This is a genomic window from Streptomyces sp. DS1-CR2 (assembly GCF_055760475.1).
In genome coordinates, this window is record NZ_CM147085.1 from 7,228,358 (window position 1) to 7,254,087 (window position 25,730).

The 25,730-nt window shown below is 70.2% G+C and carries 20 protein-coding genes and 2 pseudogenes; 3 read left to right on the forward strand and 19 right to left on the reverse strand.

What is annotated here, in order from left to right:
- Nucleotides 1–23: 23 nt before the first annotated feature.
- The 3 genes from ACY0PA_RS33975 to ACY0PA_RS33985 form a co-directional block, all read right to left on the reverse strand.
- Nucleotides 24–2,279, reverse strand: coding sequence for an NHLP family bacteriocin export ABC transporter peptidase/permease/ATPase subunit (locus tag ACY0PA_RS33975; RefSeq protein WP_473081276.1), 2,256 nt, complete (start codon nucleotides 2,277–2,279; stop codon nucleotides 24–26).
- Nucleotides 2,264–3,067, reverse strand: a complete 804-nt coding sequence (locus ACY0PA_RS33980; protein WP_326773294.1) for an HlyD family efflux transporter periplasmic adaptor subunit — start codon at nucleotides 3,065–3,067, stop codon at nucleotides 2,264–2,266. Before ACY0PA_RS33980 ends, ACY0PA_RS33975 begins: the two co-directional genes overlap by 16 nt.
- Nucleotides 3,068–3,168: 101 nt before the next feature.
- Complete coding sequence (locus ACY0PA_RS33985; protein WP_454396382.1) at nucleotides 3,169–3,396, reverse strand: type A2 lantipeptide; 228 nt, start codon at nucleotides 3,394–3,396, stop codon at nucleotides 3,169–3,171.
- A gap of 396 nt (nucleotides 3,397–3,792) precedes the next feature.
- On the opposite strand from ACY0PA_RS33985, the gene ACY0PA_RS33990 reads away from it, so the two are divergent.
- Nucleotides 3,793–4,407 carry a hypothetical protein gene (locus ACY0PA_RS33990; RefSeq protein WP_473081277.1) on the forward strand — a complete coding sequence of 205 codons (615 nt, stop codon included), beginning with the start codon at nucleotides 3,793–3,795 and terminating at the stop codon, nucleotides 4,405–4,407.
- A 281-nt stretch (nucleotides 4,408–4,688) separates the two neighbouring features.
- On the opposite strand, the gene ACY0PA_RS33995 is transcribed toward ACY0PA_RS33990, so the two are convergent.
- The 13 genes from ACY0PA_RS33995 to ACY0PA_RS34055 form a co-directional block, all read right to left on the reverse strand.
- Nucleotides 4,689–5,972: an MFS transporter gene (locus ACY0PA_RS33995; RefSeq protein ID WP_473081278.1), complete on the reverse strand. Its 1,284-nt coding sequence runs from the start codon at nucleotides 5,970–5,972 to the stop codon at nucleotides 4,689–4,691.
- A gap of 552 nt (nucleotides 5,973–6,524) precedes the next feature.
- On the reverse strand, nucleotides 6,525–7,031 hold the full coding sequence (locus ACY0PA_RS34000; protein ID WP_473086517.1) for a 2-oxoacid:acceptor oxidoreductase family protein: 507 nt from the start codon (nucleotides 7,029–7,031) through the stop codon (nucleotides 6,525–6,527).
- A gap of 108 nt (nucleotides 7,032–7,139) precedes the next feature.
- Entirely contained in the window at nucleotides 7,140–7,970 is an 831-nt protein-coding gene (locus tag ACY0PA_RS34005; RefSeq protein ID WP_473081279.1) for a transporter substrate-binding domain-containing protein, read from the reverse strand.
- Nucleotides 7,971–8,080: 110 nt separating this feature from the next.
- A complete protein-coding gene (locus ACY0PA_RS34010) occupies nucleotides 8,081–9,082 on the reverse strand; it encodes a proline racemase family protein (protein WP_473081280.1) in 1,002 nt (333 codons plus the stop codon).
- Nucleotides 9,079–9,984 carry a dihydrodipicolinate synthase family protein gene (locus ACY0PA_RS34015; RefSeq protein ID WP_473081281.1) on the reverse strand — a complete coding sequence of 302 codons (906 nt, stop codon included), beginning with the start codon at nucleotides 9,982–9,984 and terminating at the stop codon, nucleotides 9,079–9,081. Before ACY0PA_RS34015 ends, ACY0PA_RS34010 begins: the two co-directional genes overlap by 4 nt.
- 70 nt (nucleotides 9,985–10,054) lie before the next feature.
- Nucleotides 10,055–11,386: an aminopeptidase P family protein gene (locus ACY0PA_RS34020; RefSeq protein WP_473081282.1), complete on the reverse strand. Its 1,332-nt coding sequence runs from the start codon at nucleotides 11,384–11,386 to the stop codon at nucleotides 10,055–10,057.
- Complete coding sequence (locus ACY0PA_RS34025) at nucleotides 11,379–12,665, reverse strand: alpha/beta fold hydrolase (protein WP_473081283.1); 1,287 nt, start codon at nucleotides 12,663–12,665, stop codon at nucleotides 11,379–11,381. Before ACY0PA_RS34025 ends, ACY0PA_RS34020 begins: the two co-directional genes overlap by 8 nt.
- Nucleotides 12,662–13,483, reverse strand: coding sequence for an ABC transporter ATP-binding protein (locus ACY0PA_RS34030; RefSeq protein ID WP_473081284.1), 822 nt, complete (start codon nucleotides 13,481–13,483; stop codon nucleotides 12,662–12,664). The genes ACY0PA_RS34025 and ACY0PA_RS34030 overlap by 4 nt, the downstream gene beginning before the upstream one ends.
- A complete protein-coding gene (locus ACY0PA_RS34035) occupies nucleotides 13,480–14,310 on the reverse strand; it encodes an ABC transporter ATP-binding protein (protein ID WP_473081285.1) in 831 nt (276 codons plus the stop codon). The genes ACY0PA_RS34030 and ACY0PA_RS34035 overlap by 4 nt, the downstream gene beginning before the upstream one ends.
- A complete protein-coding gene (locus ACY0PA_RS34040) occupies nucleotides 14,307–15,296 on the reverse strand; it encodes an ABC transporter permease (RefSeq protein WP_326777369.1) in 990 nt (329 codons plus the stop codon). The genes ACY0PA_RS34035 and ACY0PA_RS34040 overlap by 4 nt, the downstream gene beginning before the upstream one ends.
- Complete coding sequence (locus tag ACY0PA_RS34045; RefSeq protein ID WP_473081286.1) at nucleotides 15,296–16,249, reverse strand: ABC transporter permease; 954 nt, start codon at nucleotides 16,247–16,249, stop codon at nucleotides 15,296–15,298. Before ACY0PA_RS34045 ends, ACY0PA_RS34040 begins: the two co-directional genes overlap by 1 nt.
- 7 nt (nucleotides 16,250–16,256) lie before the next feature.
- Nucleotides 16,257–17,933, reverse strand: a complete 1,677-nt coding sequence (locus tag ACY0PA_RS34050) for an ABC transporter substrate-binding protein (protein WP_473081287.1) — start codon at nucleotides 17,931–17,933, stop codon at nucleotides 16,257–16,259.
- A gap of 47 nt (nucleotides 17,934–17,980) precedes the next feature.
- Nucleotides 17,981–19,849, reverse strand: coding sequence for a glycoside hydrolase family 127 protein (locus tag ACY0PA_RS34055; protein WP_473081288.1), 1,869 nt, complete (start codon nucleotides 19,847–19,849; stop codon nucleotides 17,981–17,983).
- A gap of 264 nt (nucleotides 19,850–20,113) precedes the next feature.
- Here ACY0PA_RS34055 and ACY0PA_RS34060 point away from each other — a divergent pair, with 264 nt between their 5' ends.
- Both ACY0PA_RS34060 and ACY0PA_RS34065 read left to right on the forward strand, forming a co-directional pair.
- Entirely contained in the window at nucleotides 20,114–21,529 is a 1,416-nt protein-coding gene (locus ACY0PA_RS34060; protein ID WP_473081289.1) for an FAD-dependent oxidoreductase, read from the forward strand.
- 117 nt (nucleotides 21,530–21,646) lie between these two features.
- Nucleotides 21,647–22,333 carry a GntR family transcriptional regulator gene (locus ACY0PA_RS34065; protein WP_473081290.1) on the forward strand — a complete coding sequence of 229 codons (687 nt, stop codon included), beginning with the start codon at nucleotides 21,647–21,649 and terminating at the stop codon, nucleotides 22,331–22,333.
- Between the two features lie 98 nt (nucleotides 22,334–22,431).
- On the opposite strand, the pseudogene ACY0PA_RS34070 reads toward ACY0PA_RS34065, so the two are convergent.
- From ACY0PA_RS34070 to ACY0PA_RS34080, 3 genes and pseudogenes are all read right to left on the reverse strand, one after another.
- A pseudogene (locus tag ACY0PA_RS34070) lies at nucleotides 22,432–22,552 on the reverse strand (DUF1684 domain-containing protein); the annotation flags it as partial.
- Nucleotides 22,546–22,653 (reverse strand): annotated as a pseudogene (locus ACY0PA_RS34075) (ATP-binding protein); the annotation flags it as partial. The pseudogenes ACY0PA_RS34075 and ACY0PA_RS34070, both read right to left, overlap by 7 nt.
- A 109-nt stretch (nucleotides 22,654–22,762) precedes the next feature.
- Complete coding sequence (locus tag ACY0PA_RS34080; protein WP_473081291.1) at nucleotides 22,763–25,621, reverse strand: family 43 glycosylhydrolase; 2,859 nt, start codon at nucleotides 25,619–25,621, stop codon at nucleotides 22,763–22,765.
- Nucleotides 25,622–25,730: the final 109 nt, after the last annotated feature.

The window sequence follows — 25,730 nt, forward strand, 5'->3', positions numbered from 1 at the left end:
ACTCCTGATCTGTGTACGTCACGTCAGTGCTCCTTGACCAGCTCGGCGTACGCCCCGCCGGCGGCGACGAGCGCCTCGTGCCGGCCCCGCTCCACGATCTGACCGTGGTCGAGGACGACGATCTCGTCGCTGTCGCGCACCGTGCTGAGGCGGTGCGCGATCACGACGCAGGCGCAGCCGCGGCGCCGCAGATTGTCGATGATGAGCTGCTCCGTCTCGGCGTCGAGCGCGCTGGTCACCTCGTCGAGCACGAGGATGCTCGGCCGGCGCACCAGGGCCCGCGCGATCTCCAGGCGCTGGCGCTGGCCGCCGGAGAAGTTCCGCCCGTCCTGCTCGACCCGGCCCTGGATGCCCCCGGGCCTGCGCGCGATGACGTCGTAGAGCGCCGCGTCCTTGAGGGCGTCGACGACGGCCTCGTCCGGGATCGACGGGTCCCACAGCGCGACGTTGTCACGGACCGTGCCCTCGAAGAGGAACACGTCCTGGTCGACGAAGGAAACCGACGCCGAGAGGGCACCCCGCGGAATGTCCTCCAGACGCTGCCCGTCGATGCGGATCGAGCCCTCCCACGGGCTGTAGAGCCCGGAGATGAGGCGCGACACCGTGGACTTGCCGCTGCCCGAGCCGCCGACGAGCGCCACCTGCTGACCGGGCCCGACCGCCAGTGAGAAGCCCGTGAGGAGCGGCTTGTCCAGCGGGCTGTAGCCGAACGTGATGTCGTCGAGCGTGACGTGCCCCTTCAGACGGCGCGTGCTCGCCGCCGCGTCGGGCCGCGTGTACAAGGCGTCCGCCGGGAAGCTCTCCACGTCCTTGAGGCGCGCCACGTCGGCGGCGAAGTCCTGGATGCGTCCCGCGACACCGTTGAGGCGGGTGATCGGCGCGGTGAACCGCGTGACGAGCGCCTGGAACGCCACGAGCAGGCCCACCGACAGATGCCCCTCGACCGCGCGCAGGCCGCCGATCCACAGGATCAGGGCGCTGTTGAGCGTCGCCAGGGTCGGCGCCACCATGCCGAGCCACGCGCTCGGCACCCCGAGCCGCTGCTGCTCCTCCAGCGTGGTCGCGTGCTGCCCCGCCCAGCGCCGGAAGTACCCGTTCTCGCCGCCCGTCGCCTTCATCGTCTCGATGAGCTGCAGACCGGTGTACGAGGTGTTGGTGAGCCGCGCCGTGTCCGCGCGCAGCTTCTGCGTACGGGTGGCCCGCAGCCGGATCACGATCCGCATCGCGACGACGTTCCCGAGCGCGATGCCCACACCCACCAGCGTGAGCTGCGGGTCGTACGTCCACAGCAGCGCCGCGTACAGGAGGACCACGACGCCGTCGACGCCCGCCGCGGTCAGGTCACGCGCGAGCGTCTCGGAGACCGCGTCGTTCGACTGGAGGCGCTGCACCAGATCGGCCGGACTGCGCTGCGCGAAGAACGTCACCGGCAGCCGCAGCAGATGGCCGAAGAACCGGGCGCTGCTCAGCGTCGACGCGATGACACGCCCGCGCAGCAGATTGGCCTGCTGGAGCCAGGTGAGCACGGCCGTGAGCGCCACCATCGCGCCCATCGACGCGAACAGCGCGCCGAGCAGTGAGGTCTGGTCACCGATCAGGAACATGTCGATGTACGTGCGGCTGAGCGCGGGCAGCGCCGCGCCGACCGCGACGAGCAGGAGGCTGGCGAGCAGCGCCGCGAGCATCGTGCCCGTCGTGCCGCGAAGTCGCGCGGGCATCGCCCGCAGGACGCCGGGCCTGCGCCCGCCCGTGCGGAAGTCTTCACCGGGTTCGAGGACGAGGACGACGCCCGTGAAACTGGTGTCGAAGTCCTCGGCGGGCACGAACCTGCGGCCCTTGTCCGGGTCGTTGATGTGCACGCCGCGCCGCCCGAAGCGCCGGCCCATGCCGTCGTAGACGACGTAGTGGTTGAACTCCCAGAAGAGGATCGCGGGCGCCTCGACCTCCGCGAGCGCGGCCGGCTCCATCTGCATCCCGCGCGCGGTCATCCCGTAACTGCGGGCCGCCTTCAGAAGGTTGCTGGCCCGCGAACCGTCGCGCGAGACGCCGCACGCGATGCGCAGCTCCTCCAGCGGGACGTGCCGGCCGTGGTGCGCCAGGACCATCGCGAGGGACGCGGCGCCGCACTCGACGGCCTCCATCTGGAGGACGGTGGGCGTGCGGACAGTGCGGTGGCGGCGGCGCGGCGGCTTCGGCGCGGGGCGCGCGCGGCGGCGGCCGTGTCCGGCCGGGGGCAGCTGCTGCTGGACTGCGGGGGAGGGGCTCACGGGAGCAGCCAATCGATCGGGCGCTGCTCGGCGAGGTGCACGGCGCCGGAGGCGGGGGTCATCGAGTCGAGCGCGTACGGGGGTCCGCCCTTGGACGACCACGCGTAACCCGACTTGGTGGAGGGCGACGCGACGAGCTTCACGAGGACCGCGACCGCCGGGCCGCCCTTCGTGAACTGCGTGGCCAGTTCCTTGTCGCCGAGGAACGCCTCGACCCGCTGACTGCTCTGCGCGCCGCGCCCGACCGCCTGCACCCGGCCGCGCAGCATGCCGTACTGCTGGGAGGGCGCCGACTGGACGGTGAGGTCGACGTCCGCTCCGACGGGGACGGTGCCCGCGCGGTCCGCGGGGACGTACAGCATCGCGAGGAGGGGGTCCTTGGCGCCGGTCTTCTCGACGGTCGCCACGTCGGAACCGGTGGTGACGACCGCGCCGATCCGGGCGACGAGGGTGGTGACGCGGCCCGCGTCGACGGTCCGCACATAGCGGTCGCCCTGCGGTGTACTGACCTTGAGGAGCGGGGAGTTCGCGGCGAGGCGCTGCCCCTCCTTGGCGAGCACGCCCGTGACCTGACCGGTGACGGGGCTCTGGAGGACGTAACTGCCCTGCGCGTGGGTGAGGACGCCGGGGACCCGCAGCGTCGAGGAGAGCGACCCGGTCACCGCCCACACGGACGCGGCCGCCATCACGACGAGGGTCACGGCCAGCGCGAGTACGCCCTGGGGCCTGGCGAGCCGCACAGGAAGGTCGAGTTCCTCGGGCGACTGCAGTTTGGACAGGGCCTGTTGGCGGAACTGCACGACGTACTTCCCTTACGTGTCTTCCGGCCCGGCGAGGCGCCGGGAGTGCCCAAGGGCCCCGGAACCGGGGGGAGGTTCCGGGGCCCTGGCAGAGCCGTGGCTCAGAGACCAGCGGTCAGGCCGGAGGCCAGGCCGGTGACGGCGGCGGTGTTGACGCCGGTCAGGCCCTCGACGGTGCCCGTCAGGCCGGCGACGGTGCCGGAGACCGGGGCGATCGAGTCGGCGGTGCCGGTCAGGTTGGCGGCGAGGCCGCCCACGAGGCCGCCCGACACGTTGTCGAGGTCGGCGTCGGAGATCTCAAGGGTCTGAACCTGGGGGGTGGAGTTCATGATGAGCTGCCCTTCTCATTGGTAATTACCAGAATGCGTGAATCACTTGCGTAACTCCCGCAGTGCGGAGGATCAAAGCACGCGGACGCCTCGCACATCCAATCGGAAGGTCCCCGGTCAGAGGCTGTGTGGGCACGTAATTACCGCCGCGTGCAGGCGTGTTCACGTCGTGGGAGCAGACCCTTCACAGGATCCACAGGTCCGAATTTCCGAGCGGGCTCCATGAATTTCTGCAAAATGGACACTCCCGCATTTTTGGACGGACCCACATTTGAGGGTTGTGCGCATTCACGGCACACCGTGACCGGACTGCGCATTCGGTGTGCAGGTTTGCTGGAGGGGTGCGCGGGAGCGCAGGGGGGTTGTCTCCCGGGCCGCGGCGTGAACAATGGGGCGATGCTGGAGTTGTCGCAGGACACAGGCGTGACGCTGCCCGGTGGTGCGGGTGCGGTGCGGTTCGGGATGACGCCCGACGAGGTGCTCTCCAAACTCACCGAGGGCGCGATCACGCGCAGGCGGCAGTGCATGACACTGACGCGCGAGCAGTACCCGGAGCTGCGGCATGCGCACGACGCCTGGCTCAGTGGGCTCCTCCACGAACCGGACTGGGCCTTCGAGGCGGAGTTCGACGGTGTCACGCTCGGCTTTCGGGGCGGCGGCCCCGGCGCGGCGGACCGGCTGTCCCGGCTCGATGTCACCACCACGGTCCCCGCCCCGGCGACGCCGGTCGCCTGGGAGGACATAGACCTCTTCGGCTACCCGGCGGCCGAGGTCGCCGAGGCCCTGCCCGAGGCCACGCGGCTGCCGGACGGCCCGGCGGCGGGAGCGGGCCGGACCGCCACCGGCCTGGTCGTCGAGACCGCGGGACTGCGCCTGTCCCTGCTGACGCCCGCGGCCGCCGGCCAGCGCGTCGTGCTGCTCGGGCCCGACGCCCGGTCCTGGCAGGCGTGTTGCGACGGCGCGTGGGAGTGCGTAAAGGAAGGGGACGCGCTCACCGGGATCATGCGGTGACCTGACGGCCGGTCCGCGGGCCCCGGAATCCGCCCGCCCACCCGTGGAGCGCCGGGTCCTGAGTGCGGCCGGCCGCGCATGGGCCCGCTCACGGCCGTCCGCGCGACTACCGGACCACGCGCTACCGAGGCAGCGCGCAGACGGCGATCGGTGCGGCGAACGCGGGACCCTCCGCCGGGGTGAGCCCGCCGCCGCAGTGGTCGACGTGGAAGACGGTCACGGACCCCGACTTCTGGTTCGCGGCGACCAGCGCAACCGTGGTTGCACCTGCGCAACGCACCTCAGCGGTCGAGCTCGTTGTGCGCGCTCTCCGGCAGCCGCAGATACACCACGGACGACACGAGGCAGAGCACGGCGACGTACCAGGGGAAGAGCCCCGCGTGCCCGGTCTCCTTGAACAGCGTGCCGACATAGGGAGCCGTCCCGCCGAAGACGGCGACGGTGAGCGAGTACGGGAACCCGATGCCCGCCGCGCGCACCCGCGCGGGGAACACCTCGGCGTTGACCGCGGCCGAGATCGACGTGAAGCCGGTGAGCAGCACCATCCCCGCGCACTGCACCAGGAGCAGCGAGGCGAACGAGCTGCCGAGCGAGCGCAGCAGCGGCACGCTGAGCAGCGCGAAGCCCAGGCCGAAGAAGAGGAGCAGCGGCTTGCGCCCGAACCGGTCCGAGAGCATTCCGCCGACCGGCTGGAGCAGGGCGAAGAAGGCCAGCGCGATGGTCCCCGCGACGAGAGCGTCCGCCTTGTCGATGCCCGCGTTCAGCTCCGCGTACGTGGGCAGATAGGACGTCCACGTGTAGTAGGCGAGCGTGCCGCCCGCGGTGATGCCGCAGATCAGGAGGGACTCGCGCGGGTGATGGCGCAGCGCGTCGAAGAGGCCCGGCCGCTCGGCCGCACGCTGCTCGGCGCTGCGCGTCTCCTGCGCGCCGCGCCGGATCCAGAAGCCGACCAGGCTGAGGAGCGCGCCGAGTACGAACGGCACGCGCCAGCCCCAGCCGTCCATCTGCCCGTCGCCGAGCGTGCTCACCAGCGCCGCCGCGACACCGGACGCCGCGAGCTGTCCGGCGGACGTGGACACGTACTGGAAGGACGAGAACAGTCCGCGCCGCCCCGGGCCCGCCGACTCCACGAGGAAGGTGGTCGAGGCCGCGAACTCGCCCCCGACGGACAGCCCTTGGAGCAGCCGCGCGAGGACGAGCACCACGGGCGCGAGGACGCCCGCGGCCGCGTACGTCGGGGTGAGTCCGACGAGCAGGCTGCTGCCGCCCATCAGCAGGATGGTCACGGTCAGCGCGGCCCGGCGGCCGTGCCGGTCGGCGACCGCTCCCATGAGGAGGCCGCCGACCGGCCGCATGAAGAACCCGACGGCGAACACCGCGAACGTGGAGAGCAGCGGTACGAGGGAGTTGCCCGAGCCTTTGGGGAACACCTGGCCCGCGATGTACGTGGCCAGGAAGGTGTAGGCGTACCAGTCGTACCACTCGACGGCGTTGCCGACGGAGGCGGCGAGGAGCTGGCGGAATGGGTGAGCGGGCCGGGTGGTGGCCTTGAGGGTCTCTGTCATGATCCTGACGCTATCCCCGGAAAGTCCCTGCTCACATGGGGTTTGACGGAGTCGACACATCGCCGTCACTCGGTCCGCTCCGGTCGACCGACCGTGTCGTTTGGTGCGGCCGGGGATCCGAACCAAAATCACGGGCGCTGAGTCAGCAAAAGGTCAGCAAGAGCCCGAGGTCAGTACGTTGCCTTCCATCCCCAAGCAGCTCGCCCGTGGCATGGGCACCTTCGCCAAGCCGTGCAGGTGCCCAGCCCACCCGCTGCCAGCACCCGTACTTCATCCGCTACCGCGACGCGGCCGGCAAGCAGCGGGAGGACACCGGCTTCCGTACACAGGACGCAGCCAAGGAACGGCTCGTCGAGCTGTACGCACGGAAGTCCAGCACGCCGGCGTCCAAGGCCGAACTCGTCCGTCACTACGATCAGATGCGGTTCGAGGACTTCATCGGCGACTACATGGGCCGACAACGACGACTCTCGTACGGCACGGCGTACGAGTACGAACACCTCGCGCGGAACCACCTGATTCCGGAGCTCGGATCACGGCGTGTGGAGACATTCAGCCCGACTCGGCCGGTACGAACAGGTCGAGCATCAGATGGCGACTGGGGTGGCGAACGACGACGAGGTCCGGGTGGACGTCGGTCCTGGTCTCGCGGTTGACGGCGGTCTGTGTCGAGTGAGGGCGCGTCATTTGAGTAGGGGGGTCAGGGCGGAAGCGGCGAACAGGACCAAGGTTCCTCCTACGCGGTTCGCCACGGTGGCGAAAGGTATCAGGTGCATGCGGCCCCTCGATCGCCGCGGGGTCGCAGACCAGCTGGCGCCCGCGCCGGAACGCCTGGATGTTGGTCCGAGCCGCGGCGCCGTTGAGCGCGATGGCCTTTTCCAGGGACGCCTCGCCCACCGGGAGTCGGCCGAGCTGCCAGGCGACTCCGACGAGCAGCATGTTGGCGTACTGCTCGTGGCCGAAGAGCTGCTCGGACATCCGGGCCGCGTCCACCCCGAGGTGCCTGCGGGCGGCCGAGGCGAGGGAGTCGCGGACCTGGTCGGCGTCCGGGAACCGGATGCCGGTGCCACCACCGGGTGGAGCGCCCGTTGTACCCGTTCGACGAGGACGCCTACGAGGCCGGGACGGACGGCCCCGAACTCACGCCGGTCCTCCTCTAGCGGCGGCTCAACCCATCCACTCTGCCTCGTGCTTGGCGTACGTCCCGTCGTGCGTCGCCAGATGCACGAACTGGGTCACGTACTCCTGGAAGTCCCGGTCGCCGCGCGGCGTCGCATACGCCTTCTCCGCGAACGTGAACGGCTTGTCGGGGTGGATCGAGCACAGCTCGGGGTGGAGCTTGGACTGGTAGAGCGTCTCGCTCGCATCGGTCATCATCACGTCCGCCCGGCCCGCCACGATCTCGTCGAAGATCGTGGTGTTGTCCGGGTGGACCTTGATGGTGGCCTGCTTGATGTTGGCGCGGGCGAACTGCTCGTTCGTGCCACCCGGGTTGACGATCACCGTCGTCCCGGCCTGGTCGATGTCCTTGAGCGTCTGGTACTTGTTCTTGTTCGCGCAGCGCACGATCGGCGTCTTGCCATCCTCGCGGGTCGGCTCGCTGAAGTACACCTGGCGGGCGCGGGGCAGGGTGATCGAGACGCCGCCGACGCCGATGTCGCACTTCCCGTCCGACAGGTCCGTCGTCAGGTTCGCCCACGTGGTGTCCACGAAGCGGGCCTTGGCGTCCAGGCTCTTCGCGAGGTCCTGGGCCATGTCGATGTCGATGCCGCTGTACGAACCGTCCTTCGGGTCCTTGTACGTGAACGGCCGGTAGTCGCCCGTGGTGCACACGCGCAGCACCCCCGACTTCGGCACGGCGTCCAGCAGGCTCCCCTGCTGCTTCTTCGCGGGCCGGTTCGCCGCTGTGGGCGCGGCCGGCGCGGCGGCGGTCAGGGCCAGCAGGCAGACCAGGGCGGACAGGGTGGCGGCACGTTGCTTGGACGCGCGGCGGCTCATCGCGGCTCCTCGGCAAGAGATCGGTGCAGGGTGAAGAGATCACTCAGGGGCACACCCTGACAGAAGAGTTCGCGCAGGTGAAGTGACGCCGGGCGCGTGGCCTGCACGGGTCAGAGCAGAAAACCCGCGGGGAATGGGTCGGTCGGGTCGAGATGGAACTGCGAGGTCCCGGTGACCCAGGCTCGGCCCGTGATGGACGGCAGCACCGCGGGGCGCGTCCCGACCGTCGTCTCGCCGAGCAACCGGCCCGTGAACCGCGTCCCGATGAACGACTCGTTCACGAACTCGTCGCCGAGGCCCAGCTCCCCGCGCGCGTGCAGCTGCGCCATCCGCGCGCTGGTCCCCGTGCCGCAGGGGGAGCGGTCGAACCAGCCGGGATGGATGGCCATGGCGTGCCGGGACAGTTCGGCGGTCGAGCCGGGCGCCTTCAGATAGACGTGATGGCAGCCGTTGATGTCGTCCCGTTCCGGGTGCACCGGCCGGGCGCGTTCGTTCACCGCGTCCATGATTGACAGTCCCGCGGCGAGCAGATCCTGCGCCCGGGAGCGGTCGAACGGCAGCCCCAGGTCGGCGAGTTCGACGATTGCGTAGAAGTTGCCGCCGAAGGCCAGGTCGTAACCCACCTCGCCGAAGCCGGGCACCTCCGCCTTCTGGTCGAGGGCGTGGGCGAACGACGGCACGTTCTCGATCGTCACCGCCGTCGCCGCGCCGCCCTCCACCGCCACCGACGCGACGACGAGCCCGGCGGGGGTGTCGAGCCGGATCGTCGTGACCGGTTCGACGACGGGCACCATCCCCGTCTCGACGAGGACGGTCGCGACGCCGATCGTGCCGTGGCCGCACATCGGCAGCAGCCCGGACACCTCGATGAACAGCACGCCGTAGTCGGCGTCGGGGCGGGTCGGCGGCTGCAGGATCGCGCCGCTCATCGCGCTGTGGCCGCGCGGCTCGTACATCAGAAGGGTGCGTATGTCGTCGCTGTGCTCCATGAAGTGGAGCCGGCGCTCGGCCATGGTCGCACCGGGGATCGTCCCTACCCCGCCGACGATCACCCGCGTGGGCATGCCCTCGGTGTGCGAGTCGACGGCATGGAGCGTACGACGGGACCTCACTTGTACCCCTTGGAGAGGACGGCCTCGGTGTCGGCGGTGATGCGTTCCACCAGCTCCGGGGCGAGCGGAAGGCGCGGCGGACGGCACGGGCCGCCCTTGAGGCCCGCGATGTCCATCGACAGCTTGATCGACTGGACGAACTCGACCTTCGAGTCCCAGCGCAGCAACGGATGCAGATCTCGGTACATCGGCAGCGCCCTGGCCAGGTCGGCGGGGTCGCCGGACGTGGCCAGGCGGTAGAGCTCGACCGTGGACTCGGGAACCATGTTCGGATACCCGGCGATCCAGCCGGTGGCCCCCGCGAGACCCAGCTCGACGAGCACGTCGTCGGCGCCGATCAGCAGATCGAGGCCCGCCGCCAACTCGCTGATCTGGTATGCCCGTCGGACGTCACCGCTGAACTCCTTGACGCCGACGATCGTGCCCTCGTGGTACAGCTCGGCGAGCAGCTCGGGCGTCAGGTCGACCTTGGTGTCGAACGGGTTGTTGTACGCGACGACCGGCAGGCCCACCTTGGCGACCTCGCGGTAGTGCGCGACGACCGCCTGCGGCTCGGCACGGAAGGTGTTCGGCGGCAACAGCAGGAGCGACGTGGCGCCGGCCTCGGCGGCCTGTTCGGCCCAGCGGCACGCCTCCATCGAGCCGTATGCGGCTACCCCCGGCATGACGCCGAACCCGTCGGGCGCCGCCTCGACCGCGGTCTCCACGACGCGGGCCCGCTCTTCGGCGGTCAGCGTCTGGTACTCGCCGAGTGAACCGTTGGGCGCCACCCCGTCGCAGCCGCCCGCGGCGAGGAACCGCACGTGCTCGCCGAACGCGTCGTAGTCGACCGAGAGATCGTCATGGAAGGGGAGCGCCGTCGCGACATGGACGCCGTGCCAGGGCGTGGCGGGACTGAACATGCTGATGTCTCCTTGTGAAACGTGAAGGTGCGGGGGCGTGGCGGGTGCGGGCGCCGATGGGCGGTCCGGTTCAGGACGTCGACCCGGCTGCCGTCATCCATTTCTCCAGGCCCGAGGCGTCCAACGGCAGTGCAGCGGACAGCACTTCGGAGCCTTGCGGGGTGACCAGGATGTCGTCCTCGATCCGTACGCCGATGCCGCGCAACTCCGGCGGAACGGTGAGGTCGTGCGCGTGGAAGTACAGGCCGGGCTCGACCGTGAGCACCATCCCGGGGGCCATGTCGGCGCCCAGGTAGGCCTCGTCGGCGGCACGCGCGCAGTCGTGGACGTCGAGGCCGAGGTGGTGACCGATGCCGCACACCAGGTAGCGGCGGTGGTGCTGGCCGGTGTCGGACAGCGCCTCGTCGACGGAGACCGGCAGCAGTCCCCAGTCGGCGAGGCCGTGCGCGATCACCTCCATGCAGGCGTGGTGGAAGTCGGAGAACCGGCGGCCGGGGCCGACCGCGGCGAGACCGGCGCGGTGCGCCTTCTCCACCAGGTCGTGCACCTGCCGCTGGGCGGTGGAGAACCGTCCCGAGGCGGGGAACGTGCGGGTGACGTCGGCGGTGTAGTGGCTGTGGACCTCGACGCCCATGTCGAGCAGGAGCAGTTCGTCGGGCAGGACCGGGCCGTCGCAGCGCACCCAGTGCAGCGTCGGGGCGTGCCGGCCACTGCCGACGATCGACGCGTAGCCGGGGCCGTTGCCGTACGCGCGGGCGTAGCGGTCGAAGGTGCCCTGCAGCCAGCGCTCCCCGGGGCCCTCGATCGCGGCGGGTATCTCCCGGACGACCGCGGCGAAGCCCTCGACGGTGCTGTCCACCGCCCGCCTCAACTGCCCGATCTCCCAAGGGTCCTTGAACATGCGAAGCTCGGCCAGCGTGCGGCCGACCTCCTCGTCGACGGTCACCTGCTCGGTGAGATCGGCCAGGGGACGGACGTCGATGCCCAGCGCCTTGGACCAGTCGTCGAAACCGGGCGCGGCCCCCACCCACAGCTCGCCGTACCGGGCGTCGCGCCAGAATCCCTGCTCGCCGGGGTAGGCGGGCGGCGGTATGTAGAGAGTGGCGTCGCCGGACCGGAGCACCACGACCGCGTTCTCGACGGCGCAGCCCGTCACCCAGTAGAAGTCGCTGTCCGGGCGGAAGTCGTACGCTGTGTCGTTGCTGCGCACCGGCGCCTCGCCGGCGGCCAGCACGACGGTTCTGCCGGGCAGGGCCTCGGCGAGCCGGGCCCGATGCTCGGCGGCCGCTTCCGGGGCGCCGGGGACGACGGGCGCGGTGCGGTCGGGCGTGCCCCAGCCCGTGCCCATGTAGGTGTTGAATGCCGGGATTTCGGTCAGCTTCGGGGGCCTGCCCTCACGCATCGGTGATCTCTCCTCCTGCGTCGCGCACCAGCTCGTGGAGGCGGGTGAGGACCCGCCCGTCGCGGATGCCGTCGTGTTCGTACTCGTTGGTGACCCAGGTCTGCACGTTGCCGACCCTGGCGGCCGTGTCCAGCTGCAGGCCGGCGTCCACGTACATGTCGTCGTAGTAGACGGCGGCGGCGAGGGGGACCTCGTTGGCGGCCAGCCGGTCGAGGTCGTACAGCGGCGGCCACTCCGTGCGCTCGGCCAGCAGTTCCACCGCCCCTTGGAACGGCCGCAGTCCGGCGATCTCCGCGAACATCCAGGGATAGATCATCTCGCCGGTGAACAGAAGCGGCCGGGCATCCTCGGCGAACCCCGGATGCCGGGCCAGCTCGGCCTGCGCCGCCCATCCGGTGGCCCCGGCGCCGTGCCCGTAGATGCTCTCCTGGAGCGCGGCGAACAGCGGGTTGTCGCTGTACGACGTGCGGGCCAGCACCTGGTGCAGGAACGCCGCCGAGAGCTCGTCGCCGCTGAACGCCTCGTCGAGCAGCCAGTGCATCCGCTCGTGGCCCGGCTTCATGCCGAAGTCGATGCCGAGCGACTGCAGCCGCCGCACGGTCAGCACATCCCCGTCCGGCAGCCGCACGTCCCCCGCGGCCAGCCGGTCGGCGATCCGGCCGACGCTCTCGACCTGGTGCGGGTAACGCCGGTAGAACAGCTCGTTCTTCGCCGCCACCCGCGGATACGTACGCCGGTAGACCTCGGCGGCCGACGGGTCGAGGCCGGGCAGCCCGCCGGTGACGTAGCAGGCGCTGAGCCCCTCGGGGACCCGCGACAGATACGTCAGGGTCAGGAAGCCCCCGTACGACTGGCCGAGCGTCGTCCAACGCCGGCCCCCGTACAGGGTCTTCCGTACGTGCTCGTGGTCCGCCACGATCGCGTCGGCCCGGAAGCAGGCCAGGAAGTCCGCACCCTCGCGGGCGGACGCGAACGCGCTCATCCGGCGCCCGTCGACCCGGCTGCTGCGGCCCGTGCCGCGCTGGTCGACCAGGACCACCCGGTGTGTCTTCAGCGCCTTGCCGAGCCAGCCGCCGCGGTCCACAGGGCGCGGTCCCTTGCCGCCGGGGCCGCCCTGCAGATAGACGAGGCAGGGCAGGTCCTCGCCGGCCCGGGTGGGGGCGGCGAGGTCGCGGACGAAGAGCTGGATCGTGCCCCGGGACGGGTCCGACCAGTCGAGCGGCACGTCGACCAGGTGCTCGCGCACCCGCATGCCGGGGATCGTGTATTCGACGGTCATGCGGTGGCCGCCTTCCGCTTGCGCTCCCACTCCGGATTGATCCGGGGTATCGCCGCCAGCAGCGTCTGCGTGTACGGGTCCTGCGGGGCGTCGAAGACCCGGTCGCACGGCCCCTGTTCGACGATCTTCCCCGCGCTCATCACCGCCACCCGCTGCGCGATCCGCCGGACCACGGCGAGGTCGTGGGCGATGAAGATGTACGAGAATCCGCTCTCCCGCTGCAGCCGCATCAGCAGCTCCAGGATCTGCGCCTGCACCGACACGTCCAGCGCGGAGACGGCCTCGTCGCAGATCACCAGCTTCGGGTTGACCGCGAGCGCGCGGGCGATGCCGATGCGCTGCGCCTGCCCGCCGGAGAACTGCGCCGGATAGCGCAGCGCGTGGTCGGGGTTGAGGCCGACCCGCTCCATGAGCTCACGGGTGTGGGCCCGCCGGCCGCCCTTGGGCGCGATGCCCTGGTAGTCGAGCGGCGCCATGAGGATGCGCTCGACGGTGTGCCGCGGGTTGAGCGACGAGAACGGGTCCTGGAAGACGACCTGCACATCGGCGCGGTAGCGGGCGAGCTGCGCACGCGTGGCGTGGGTGATGTCCTCGCCTTCGAACTCCAGGGTGCCCGCGCTCGGTTCCATCAGCTTGGCGGCCATCCGCGCGCTGGTGGACTTGCCGCTGCCGGACTCGCCGACCAGCGCGAGGGTCTCGCCGAGCCGCACGTCGAAGCTGACGCCGTCCACGGCCGTGAACTCGCTCTTGCGGCCGTAGAGACCGCGGGTCGTGAACCGCTTGATCAGGTCGCGGGCGCTGAGCAGTACCTCACTCATGCGATCACCTCGTCGGCGGGAAGGTTTTCCTCGGGCAGGGCGTCGTCGATCCGCGGGATGCTGTCGAGCAGCTTGCGCGTGTACGCGTGCTCGGGCGCCGAGAAGATCCGCTCGGCACTCCCGTACTCGACCTGCTCGCCCTGGCACATCACCAGCACCCGGTCCGCGATCGAGCTGATCACGGCGAGGTCGTGGGTGATGAAGACCATCCCGGTACGGGTCGTGTCCTGCAGGCCGGCGAGCAGGCGCAGGATCTGGGCCTGGACGGTGACGTCCAGGGCCGTGGTCGGCTCGTCGGCGATGAGCAGCGCGGGCGAGCAGACCAGCGCCATCGCGATCATGATGCGCTGCCGCTGCCCGCCGGAGAACCGGTGCGGGTAGTGGCCCACCCGGGTGCCGGGCTCCGGGATGCCGACCCGCTCCAGCGCCTCGATGGCGACCTGCCTGGCCTCCGCTCGCGAGGCGTCCCGGTGAGCCCGGTACATCTCCTCGATCTGCAGGCCGACGGTGTAGTACGGGTTCAGCGAGGACAGCGGGTCCTGGAAGATCATGGCAGCCTGCTCGCCCCGGATCTTGCGCATCTCCCGGTCCGTACGGCCGAGGAGCTCGACGCCGTCCAGCGTGACGCTGCCCTTCGTCACCGCCCCGCGCGGCAGCAGGCCCATGATGGCCAGGCTGGTCATCGACTTGCCCGAGCCGGACTCGCCGACGATGCCGACGGTCTCGTTGTGCCCGACCGTGAACGACACGTCCTTGACGACGTCCACAGGACCGCGCGTGGTCGGCAGGGTCACGGTGAGGTTCTCCACCGCAAGCAGCTCGCTCATCGGATCCTCACTCGCGGGTCGAGGGCGGTGTAGAGGAGGTCGACCACGACGTTGCCCATGACCACGAGGAAGGCCGCGAGCAGCGTGACCGCCATGATCACCGGCTGGTCGTTCTTCTCGATCGAGTCGGCGGCCAGCTTGCCGACACCGTTGAGGCCGTAGACGGACTCGGTGATGAGCGCGCCGCCGAGCAGGCTCGCGAAGTCCATCCCGAAGATCGTGACGACCGGGGTGAGCGCGGGGCGCAGCGCGTGCCGGCGCATCGTCAGCAGGGGCGAGAGGCCCTTGGACCGAGCGGTCCGCATGAAGTTCTCGGCCAGCGTGTCGATGACGTTCGCCCGCGTCAGCCGGGCGTACAGACAAGCGGCGCCGGTGGCGAGCACGATCCACGGCATGAGGTACGAGTCGAACCACAGCCCCGGATTGTCCGAGAACGCCACGGCCGACGGGAACGGCAGCAGCTTCAACTTGACCACCAGCAGGTACTGCAGCGCCAGCGCGAGCACGAAGTTGGGGACGCTCGCGCCGCCCAGGGTGAGGTTCATGGCGACCTTGTCCCACCAGGTGCCCTCCTTGACCGCGCTGAGCAGGCCCGCGGCGATGCCGACGAGCAGCCAGAGCGCGGCCGCGCCGACCGCGAGGGTGGCGGTGGCCGGCAGCCGCTCGATGATCATCCCCGTGACCGGCTGGCTGGTCTGGAACGAGTACCCGAGGCAGGGCGCCGCGCAGTGCACGAGGTCATTCCCGGATCCGTAGTCCCGCCCGGCGACGATGCCGGTCACGAAGTGCCAGAACTGGGTGAGAAACGGCTCGTTGATGCCGAGGGCATCCCGGATCTGCGAGACCCGGTCCGGCGTGCAGGTCTTCCCGCAGATCATCAGCGCGGGATCCGGCGACAGCTCGAAGAAGATGAGATAGGTGAACAGGCAGATCAGAAAGAGGATCAGTACGAGGCCGGCGAGCCGGCCGGCGAGATAGCGGGCCATCAGGCGGCCTCCCCCGCATCGGTGGCGGCCCGGACTCGGTCGCCGAGCACGGTAAGGGACAGCACGGTCAGGAAGAGGAACAGGCCGGGGATCACGAAGTACAGGGGGTCCACGGCGTACCAGTGCACCGAGCTGGAGATCATCTGGCCCCAGGAGGCGGTCGGCGGGCTGACGCCCACGCCCAGGAAGGACAGCCCGGCCTCGGTGCCGATATAGCCGGGCACGGCGAGGGTGGTCATCACGATCAGCGAGCTGCGCAGGTTGGGCAGGATCTCCTTGAACACCAGGGCGCGCTTCGAGGCGCCCGAGGCGCGGGCGGCCTCGACGAAGTCGCGGCCCAGCAGGGTCAGCGTCTGGCCGCGCACCACCCGGGCGAGATAGGGCCAGCCGAAGAAGCTGATCACGGCGACCAGCAGCACCGACTTGTTGCCCGTGGGCAGCGACGACAGGATCGCGATCATGAAGATCAGGGCCGGGAAGGCCATGAGGAAGTCCATGACCCGGGAGATCACCTGGTCGACCCAGCCGCCGTAGAAGCCGGCGACCATGCCGATCACCACCCCGAGCAGTGTGGTGAGCACGGTCGCCGAGATGGCGATGCTGAACGAGACGCGCGCGCCGTACGCGATCCGCGCCAGGAGGTCACGGCCGTTCTGCGGCTCGACGCCGAAGACGTGGTCGGCGCTGACACCGCCGAACGACCCCTTGGGCAGGCCGCCGGAGTTGACGTCGATGGCCCCGGTGTCGAACGACGTCGGGCCGTGGCCCGTGACGGCGCTGATGAGCGGCGCGCAGATCGCCATCAGCACCATCAGGGCGATGAACCCGGCGCTGAGCATGGCGCCGCGGTCGTGGAGCAGGACCCCCATGATCCGCCGGCTCGCCGTCGGGGGCGCACCGGGCGCGGTCGCTGATGGACCGGCCTGCGCGTCGGGAACGATGGCAGTCGTCATCTGTGGCCTACTTCCCCGCGTCCTTGAGGCCGACCGAGACGAGGTCGATGCCGCCGCTGAACGCCGCGCTCTGGTAGGCGCCCGCGATGTTGGAGCCGGGGATCATGGTGACCTTCTCGTAGGCCAGGGAGACGATCGGCGCCTGGGCCATGATCTGCTTGTCCAGCTCGCCGTACGCCTTGTTGGCGGCATCCACGTCCTGCATGGCCGCGATCTCGTCGATGCGCTTGTTGATCGCCTTGTTGTCGATCTGCGCCAGGTTGGCGTTCGCGGTGGGGGTGATCCGGCGGCCGTCGAACAGCGGCGGCAGGAAGGTCGCGCCCGACGCCCAGTCGGGGCACCAGCCGGTGATGGCGAGGTCGTGCTGCTTGGCCGTGGTGCCGATCACCTCGTAGTACGTCGAGGTGTCAATGTTGTTGATCTCTATCTTGATGCCCAGCGGCTTGAGGGCCTCCTGGATCGCGACCGCCTCCGCCGTCGACTTGGCGTCCGGCCGGTTGTCCAGGGTGAGGCTGAACCCCTTCGACACCCCCGCCTCGGCGAGCAGCTTCTTCGCCTTCGCCACGTTGCGTGGGTAGGGGTCGTACTCGCTGCGGCCGAGCATGGTCGGCGGCTGGATCGCGGTCCCCGCGGTGGCAAGCTGCTTGCCGCCGAGCGCGGCGACGACCGTCTTCTTGTCGATCGCGTACTCGATGGCCTGACGAACCCGCACGTCCTTGAGGTACTTCTTGGTCGTGTTCATCCCCATGTACGTGGTGCAGCCGCCGTACCCGGAGAGTGTGCGCGACTTCAGCTCCGGCGTCTTGATCCGCGACAGCGTCGAGGCCTGGATGCTGGGGGTGATGGCGTCGACGTCCTTGCCCTGCCCGGCGAGCATGCGCTCGTCCATGGTCGCGGCGTCAAGGCCGAAGGTCCACTCGAAGGCGTCCGGCTTGGCCGCGCGGATCTTGTCGGTCGACCGCTTCCACTTCGGGTTGCGGGTCAGCTTGAGCGACGCGCCGTGCTTGTAGCTCGCCACCTTGTACGGGCCGGAGGAGATCGGCTTGGTGTCGAACGCGTGCTTCGCGCCCGTGCCCTTCGGGAACGGCGTGAAGTTGGGCATGGTCAGCGCGCTGGGGAAGTCGGGGAAAGACTTCTTCAGATGGAAGACGACGGTCTTGGCGTCGGGCGTCTCGATCGAGTCGAGGTCACCGGACTTGTACGGGCCCTTGTAGCCGGCCGGCGCCTTGATGAGCTCCTTCGGGTAGGGCGAGCCCACGCCGTCGGGGTCCCAGGCGCGCTCGATGCCGAACTTCACGGCCTCGCTGTCGATCGGCGTGCCGTCCTCGAACTTCAGACCGTCCTTGAGGGTGAACTTCCAGGTCTTCGCGTTGTCGGACGGGGTACCGAGGTCGGTCGCCAGGTCCGCGTGGACCTTCACGCCCTTGGCGCCGGTACCGGCGCCGAACGTGGTCAGGCCGCGGTAGATGAGCCGGTAGAAGTTGTTGACGCCGCCGTCCCACCCGGCGCTCGGGTCCAGGTGGGAGAAGTCGGCGTTGGCCAGGACATGGACGGTGCCGCCCGTGGCCGGGCCCTTCGATGCGCCACCGTCGGCGTCGGCGGCCGACTGGCCGCCCTCCCCGGAGCAGGATGCGAGCAGCGTGCAGGCAAGCGCGGCGCCGATGGCAGCCGTGGTTCTCCTCATGGTGCGCTCCTTGGATCGGTACGTTTCGATGACGTCGGGGGAAGTGCTCACTGGGCCCGAACCCAGACGCGCATGGCCTCGGGCCTGCGGTTGCCCCACAGGAAGTAGGGGACGAGGGTCACCTGAGCGGTCCCGGCCGGATCGGCGGCGACGGGCTCGCCGGTGATCTCCGGATAGAGCTCGGCCGACGGCACTGGCGCGACATCCGCCGTCAGACGCACGGCGACCTGTCTGGGCAGGCCGTCGGGCAACGCCGCGAGTTCGGCGTCGGCCAGACGGTCGACCGGGAGGACGAGATCGTCGACCGGGGCGGGGGAGTCCTGCTGCTCGACGCAGTAGACGAGCGGCCCGCGGGCGACGGCGACGGCGCCCCGGGTCGCGTCCAGGTAGGGGTGCGAGGCGTGGCCGCGTACCGGCATCGGCAGGTGCAGGCGCAGCGTGTCTCCCGCCGACCACTCCCGCTCGACGGTCAGCCATCCGTCCTCGGCCGTGACCGGCTCGCCGTCCAGCGTGACGTCCCGGGCCCACGCGGGGATGCGCAGGCGGATCGCATACCGGCGGCAGGGCGCGCGTTCGACGGTGAGGCGCACGTCGCCGTCCCACGGATACGCCGTCTCCACGCTCACCGCGACGGCGTCCGTCTCGATGCGGCCCTCGGTGAACAGGGCGATGACCAGTTCGTCCGGGCGCTCGGCGGCCACGTAGTCGCCGAGCTGTGCCATCCACCGGACGATGTTGGGCGGGCAGCAGGGGCAGCCGAACCAGGAGCGGCGCAGCGCCTCGCCGCCGGTCTCGGCGCCGCTGCGCTGCTCGTGGTCGGGGCGCCGCTGGAGCGGGTTGTCGTAGAAGAAGGCCTGTCCGTCGGCCGAGAGCCCCACGGCGTAGGCGTTGAAGAGCACGCGCTCGAAGACGTCGAGGTACTTCGCGCTGCCCGTGGCCACGAACATGCGCCAGGCCCACTGCATGACAGCGATGGCGGCGCAGGTCTCGGTGTACGCGCGCTCGGACGGCAGCTCGTACCGGTCACCGATGGCCTCGTCGGAGTGCCGGCTGCCGAGCCCGCCCGTGAGGTACAGCTTGGTGGCGACCATGTCGTCCCAGAGCTTGTCCAGGGTCTCGAACAGGGTTCGGTCCTGCGTCTCCAAAAAAACGTCGGTCGCACCGGCGGCCAGGTACCCCATGCGCACCGCGTGCCCGGTGACCGTCGCGAGGTCACGGAAGGGCAGATGGTCCTGGAAGTAGTCGGGCGGGAAGACGCTGTGCCGCAGGTGTCCGTGCCCGCGGCGGTCCACGAACAGGCGGGCCTGGGTCAGATAGGCACGCTCGCCGGTCTCCCGGTACAGCTCGACCAGGGCCATCTCCACCTCGGGATGCCCGCAGACGCCCTCCTTGCCCCCTTCGCCCTCTTCGCCGAAGCGCCGGACGGCCAGGTCGGCGAACTTCCTGGCCACGGCGAGGAGTCGGGCGTCGCCCATCCTGCGGTGGGCCGCGACGGCGGCCTGGATCAGATGGCCGAGGTTGTAGAGCTCGTGCCCCCAAGCCAGGTCCTGCCAGGGCTTCTTGGCAGCCTCCGGGTCCTGGAAGAAGGAGTTGAGGTAGCCGTCCTCGCCCTGTACCCGTTCGAGGAGCCCGACGACCTCGTCGAAGAACTCCCGTACGCCGGCGTCCCCTTCGCCCTCGCCGATCTCGTACGCCAGACCTTCGAGCGTCTTGTACAGATCGGTGTCGAGGAACGGGTAACGGCCGCGGTAGGCGGGAGGTTCGGCGCTGAGGAGTCGGCTCAGGTTGTCGAGGTTGCCGGCGGCGCGCAGTTGCTCGACGGTGTGCGGGATCGTCGCGTGCCGGTTCCGGTCCTGCCACTCCCGGAGCAGACCGCCCGTGATGCGGGTGGAGGAAAGCGGCGAGACAGCACCCATATCCGTCCGTACGGCTCCCGTCGGCTCATCTGACACGGTTCTGACCTGCCCTGATGCCATGAAATCCCCAGTGATATGTGGCATTGCACTGTGCAATAGCACTGGCGTGCTGCGCCGACCTTAGAGCCGGGGGGAGTTGAACGGCAATGGATGTTCCGTGGAATTTACGTGGCGGCGAACTCCGGCGGCACGCACGGCCGGTGGGTGCCCGTCCGACTTTGTGAATCCCTTTGACGGGGCAGGGGTGTGTGACATAGTACTGCCGTGACTAAGCGACTGACCTGCGATGTTGTGGTCGTCGGGGCCGGGATGACGGGCGCTGCATGCGCCTTGTACGCGGCCCGCGCCGGCCTGAGAGTCGCCCTGGTGGACCGCGGCCCGGTGGCCGGCGGCACGACCGGCGCCGGCGAGGGGAACCTGCTGGTCTCCGACAAGGAACCGGGGCCCGAGCTCGAACTGGCCCTGCACTCCGTCCGGCTGTGGGCCGAGCTGGCCGCCGAGCCGGGGATGGGCGACGCCGTCGAGTACGAGCGCAAGGGCGGCGTCGTCGTGGCCACCGCGCCCGAAGGGCTCGCCGCCCTGGAGGAACTCGCGGTCGAGCAGCGCGCCGCCGGGGTCGAGGCGATATCCGTCGACCCCGATGAACTCCGTTCTCTCGAACCACACTTGGCGCCAGAACTCCCCGGCGCGGTCCACTATCCGCAGGACGCGCAGGTGATGCCGTCCATGGCCGCCGCCCACCTGGTGCGCGCGGCACGGGCGGCCGGCGCCCGACTGCACACCGGCTGGACCGTCACCGGCGTACTGAGCGCCGCCGACGGCTCCGTCCGCGGCGTCCGTACCGACCAGGGGGATCCGAAGACATTCACCTCGCGCGCGCCGCGGCTCGCCGCCCACCCGGACAAGCTGGCCGAGGCGGCACAGTACGCGGCGGCGCTGCTGACCCACCGGATCCCGGTCCGCGCGCACCACACCGTCATCGCGGCGCATTGGACGGACCGGTTGGAGGCCGTCACCGTCGCCGCGCTCGACGCCGACGGCCGGGTCAGGCCGGGCACCGAGCGGCGCATCCCCTGCGACACTCTCGCCGTCGGCCACGGCCTGCTCCCGCACACGGATCTCGCCGAGACGCTCGGCTGCCGCGTCGACGACGGAGGCGTCTCGGTCGACGAGGGACAGCGCACCGACGTGCCCGGCGTCTGGGCCGCGGGCGAGAGCACCGGCATCGGAGGCTCGACGCTCTCCCTCGCCGAGGGACACATCGCAGGACGTTCGGCGGCCGCCCGGCTACGGGGGACGGAACCCGACCCGGCCGGCTGGGCGGCAGCCGCCCGCACCCGCGACCGGCTGCGCCGCTTCTTCGCCACCATCGACTCCGTGTACGCCCCGCCCGCGCACTGGACCGAGCAGATCACTGACGACACGGTCGTCTGCCGCTGCGAGGAAGTGCCGGCGGCCGCGATCCGCGAGGCACTGGACGAGCTCGGCGCGGGCGATGTACGCACCGTGAAACTGCTGACCAGGGCAGGCATGGGCTGGTGCCAGGGCAAAATGTGCGGCCCGGCGGTGGCGGCCCTCGCCGGAGGCGAACAGCGGCCCGCGAAGCGGCCGTTCGCCTGCCCGGTACCACTGGGCGTGCTCGCACGGGCCGGAGAGCAGGAAGCGGCCGCAGAGCACTGATCCCTCCGAATCCGCCCCACCCCTGCCCGGCACTCCCGTACCGCCCCTCACCACGCGCTGCCACGCATCCGCTGCCTGGATACTGGTGGCTCGCGACTTGGCATGGAAGGAAACCCGATGGCCGCCCAGCGCACCAGCGCCCGAACCGCCGGTCCCGCTCTGCCCACCCTCGGGGGCACGCGGAGCAGCTACCGCGAACGTGTCGTCGACGCGCTGCGCGCCGCGCTGATAGCCGGCGAGCTGCGGCCGGGCGAGGTCTACTCCGCGCCCGGTCTCGCCGCCCGCTTCGGCGTCTCCGCGACGCCCGTGCGCGAGGCCATGCTCGACCTCGCCAAGGAGGGCCTGGTCGACACGGTGCCCAACAAGGGCTTCCGGGTCACCGTGGTGTCCGACCAGCAGCTGGACGAGTACACCCACATCCGTGCGCTGATCGAGATCCCCACCACGGTGGAGCTGGCCACGACCGCGGACCCCGCCGCCCTGGAAGCACTGCGCCCCGTGGCCCAGGAGATCGTCGCCGCCGCTGCCGCCGGTGACCTCATCACGTACGTCGAGGCGGACCTGCGCTTCCACCTCGAACTGCTCGCCCTCGCGGGCAACGCCCACCTCGTCCAGGTCGTCGGCGATCTGCGCCGACGCTCCCGCCTGTACGGCCTCACCTCGCTCGTCGAGGAGGAGAAGCTGCAGGCCTCCGCCGAGGAACATCTCGAGATCCTCGACGCACTGCTCGCCCGCGACGAGGAGGCGGTCCGCGCGGTCATGACCCGGCACATCGGACACATCCGGAGCCTGTGGGCGGAGTAGCGGCGCGGGTCTTCGTGCGAGGCGCACCGTGCGCAGCCGTGGCTCAGACGGACCGGTGGTACTGGTCCGGCACGTGTACGTCGGCGCTGCCCATGCCGATAAGCGGCCCGGCGCGTCGTACACATGCTCAAGGCCCTCGACCGCGGTGCCCACGGAGGTTGGCCGCGGCTCGCCGAAGGGGATGTAACGGCCCGTCACGGCCCAGCGCGGTTCGGGAGCATCGCGTTGTAGCGGCGGTTGATGAGCCGCATCGTGATCTCCTCGGTCCATTCGCTGTACTTGGCAGCGCCCAGGTCGTCGATGATCAGCAGGGGACAGCGGGGGTGGGCGCCAACCGGCAAGGGGGCACCTCAGGCGACCCCTTGCGATCCAAGGCATGAGCCCACACCCCGGCGACCGTCCACTCGGGCGCGGGCGCCGGGGCCGGCTTTACGGGATACGCCGCGGCCGCACTCCTTCCAGCGTGGGCGTGACGGGGCGCATCAGCCCGTCCGCCCCGAACGTCACCTTGTCGATGGTCGTCTCACGGTGCGTGCCGTCACCGTCGGGGATCGCGAAGCGGTGGTAGGCGATGTACCAGTCGTCGGTCCCGGGCACCTGGAGCAGGGAGTTGTGACCTGTGCCGAGAATGCCCTGGGCCGGGTCCTTCTCCAGGACCACACCGCGGTAGGTGAACGGCCCGTACGGGGAGTCGGCGGTGGCATACCCGACGCGGTAGTCCTCGCTGCGGGTGTCGTCGATCGAGTACGTCAGGTGGTACACGTCCCCCCGCCGGACCACGAATGTGCCCTCGCGGAAGTCCGTAAGTCCCTTGATCTGCTGAATCTTTGACGAGTCGAAGGACACCATGTCGACATTGAGCGGGACCACCCACGCCGAACCGTTGCCCCAGTACAGATACGCCTGCCCGTCCTCGTCAGTGAAGGCGGCCGGGTCGATGGGCTGCCCGGCGCCGTCCGGGTTGGCCGCGATCAGGACCTTGCCGGAGTCCGTGAACGGCCCGGTGGGTGAGTCGGCGGTCGCGACACCGATCTTCGCCTCGGCACAGTAGTAGAAGAAATACTTCCCGTCCTTCTCGGCGATGGTGGGCGCCCAGGCGCGCGCATCCGCCCAGCCCACGTCCTTCCCGAGATCCAGGATGACGCCCTCGTCCTTCCAGTCGACAAGGTTCTGCGACGACCAGACGCTGAAGGTAGTGCCGCTCCAGCCGGCGAACCCGTCGGTGGTCGCGTAGATGTAGTACGTCCCGCCGAACGCGACGATGTTGGGATCGGCGTAGAGTCCCGGCAGCACCGGCGTACGCATCTCCACCGCGGATACCTTCCACGCGCGCTGCGCGCCCGCCGCCGAGGTGACGGTGTACGTCACCGGCTTGCGCAGATCCATCCGCTTCCCGTTCGCCGGGCTGATCCGCGCACCGGGCGCGAGCGTGAACTTGGGCCTCAGCCGCCGCCGGTCAGTCCCCGGCACGACCGGCAGGACGACGGTGGCGCCCTCCCCCTCGATGACGGCTGGAACCTTGAGCCCCTTCACTTCCACGCCACGGACGCGGGTCGCGTTGGCGGGCAGCGCGGCGATCTCGTCGTCCGACAGGGCCCGGTTGTACAGCCGGACGTCCCGCAGCCGCCCCTTGAGGGTGTGGTCGGAGGTGTACTGCGATCGGCCGAGGTAGTTGGCCGTGGTGCGGCCGCCGCCGATGTCCGAGGGCATGAGGGTGATCGCGGTGTTGCGCGCGACGACAACGCCGTCGAGGTACAGCAGAGCGGTGTCCCCGTCGACGGTGTACGTGACGTTGGTCCAACGCCCGTGCGCCAGGCCGCTGTTGGCGTTCGCCTCCTGTTCCTTGCTCCAGTTGCCGTCGGACAGGGCGGCCCGGAACCCGCTGCTGGTGCTGCCGCCGGTCGCGAAGAGATAGCCGTTGCCGTGGCCGGTGGCGGAGGCGGTGTTCCCGAACCCGTAGAGGAAGTAGGGCGTCGCCTGATCGCTGTCCACCCACACATCGGCGGCCACGGTGACGGCGTCCACCCCGGACAGCATGTTGTCGGGCAGCTTGACGTGCCCGCTCGCGCCGCCGAGTACGAGAGCCCCGTCGGCCCAGCTGATGTCCCCGGTGGCGGTGCCGTGATAGCCGTGCCCGGAGGTGTCGTCGGCGCTGGTGTCCAGCGGCCAGTGGGCGACGAGCCCGTCCGCGTCGGCCAGGACAGGGGCGACGCCCCACTTGGCGTTGACCCGGTCGAACTCGTCCTTCGTCACCGGAAGCACGGTGCCGTGCCGAGGGGCCGAGGGCAGCCGGTACTCGGCCGACTTGGTCCACACCCCGCCGGCCAGGTCCGTCGACTCGAAGGGCATGTAGCCGCTCGCGGTGTAGTCATCGACGAACAGATACCACTTCTCCTCCGTGTTGGACTTGAAGACGAGTGGCCCCTCGCCCTGCGTCATGGCCCCGCTGCCGATGCACTCGGACACGGTGTCCCAGTCCGTGTCGAGCAGATCGGTCGCCTTCTCCTCCAGGATGAACTTCCCGCACGAGGACTGCTCCGCCGACCGCTCGTCCTTCGTGAACCGGTAGTACGTCCCGTCGTGCGCGATCACCGTCGAGTCGATCACCGAGTACCCGGGGTCGTTCCACACCTTGGCCTCGCTGAACGTCACGAAGTCCGTGGTCGTCGCGTACAGCATCCGGTTGTAGGTGTCCCCGGTGTGCTCCGTGTCGTCATCGGCGTACAGCTTCGACGCCCAGAAGACGACGTACGCACCGACCTCCTCACTCCAATAGGCCTCGGGCGCCCAGGTGTTGCCCGCCGTCGCCGGAGACACCTGCACCAAACGCTCCTGGGACCAGTTCACCAGGTCCGTCGACTCCCACACCATGATCGACCGGGAGCCGTGCCGCTGGACGTAGTCCCAGCCGGCCCCGCCGTAGACCTTCAGGTCGGTGGCGATGAGAAAGAACGTGTCCCCTTCGGGCGACCGGATGATGAAGGGATCGCGTACGCCCTTGTCGCCGAGGGCGGAGGTCAGCACGGGCTCACCGCCGTTCAACTCCCTCCAGTGAAGCGGGTCGTCGCCGCGGCTGAGCGCGAAACGGATCTGCTCACCGTCGGCGGTGCCCTCACCGGTGAAGTAGACGAAGAGGTAGCCCTCGTAGGCGGCGGCGCTCTTGTCCCCTGCACGGGCGGGGGCCGGGGCGGCAAGCGTCGTGGCCCCCAGAGTGAGCGCTCCGGCGACGAGAAGGTGCCGCCGCGACAGGTTGGCAGCGGGCAGACGGGATGTTCCGTTACGGGGCATACGTACTGATCCTCGGGGTGCGGGGGGAGCCCGTGGGGGCAGAGCTCGTGGGGGTGGCGGTGGTGTCGGCGTTGGTCAGTGAAGAAGCCCTCGGGGGCCCGGTCAAGGT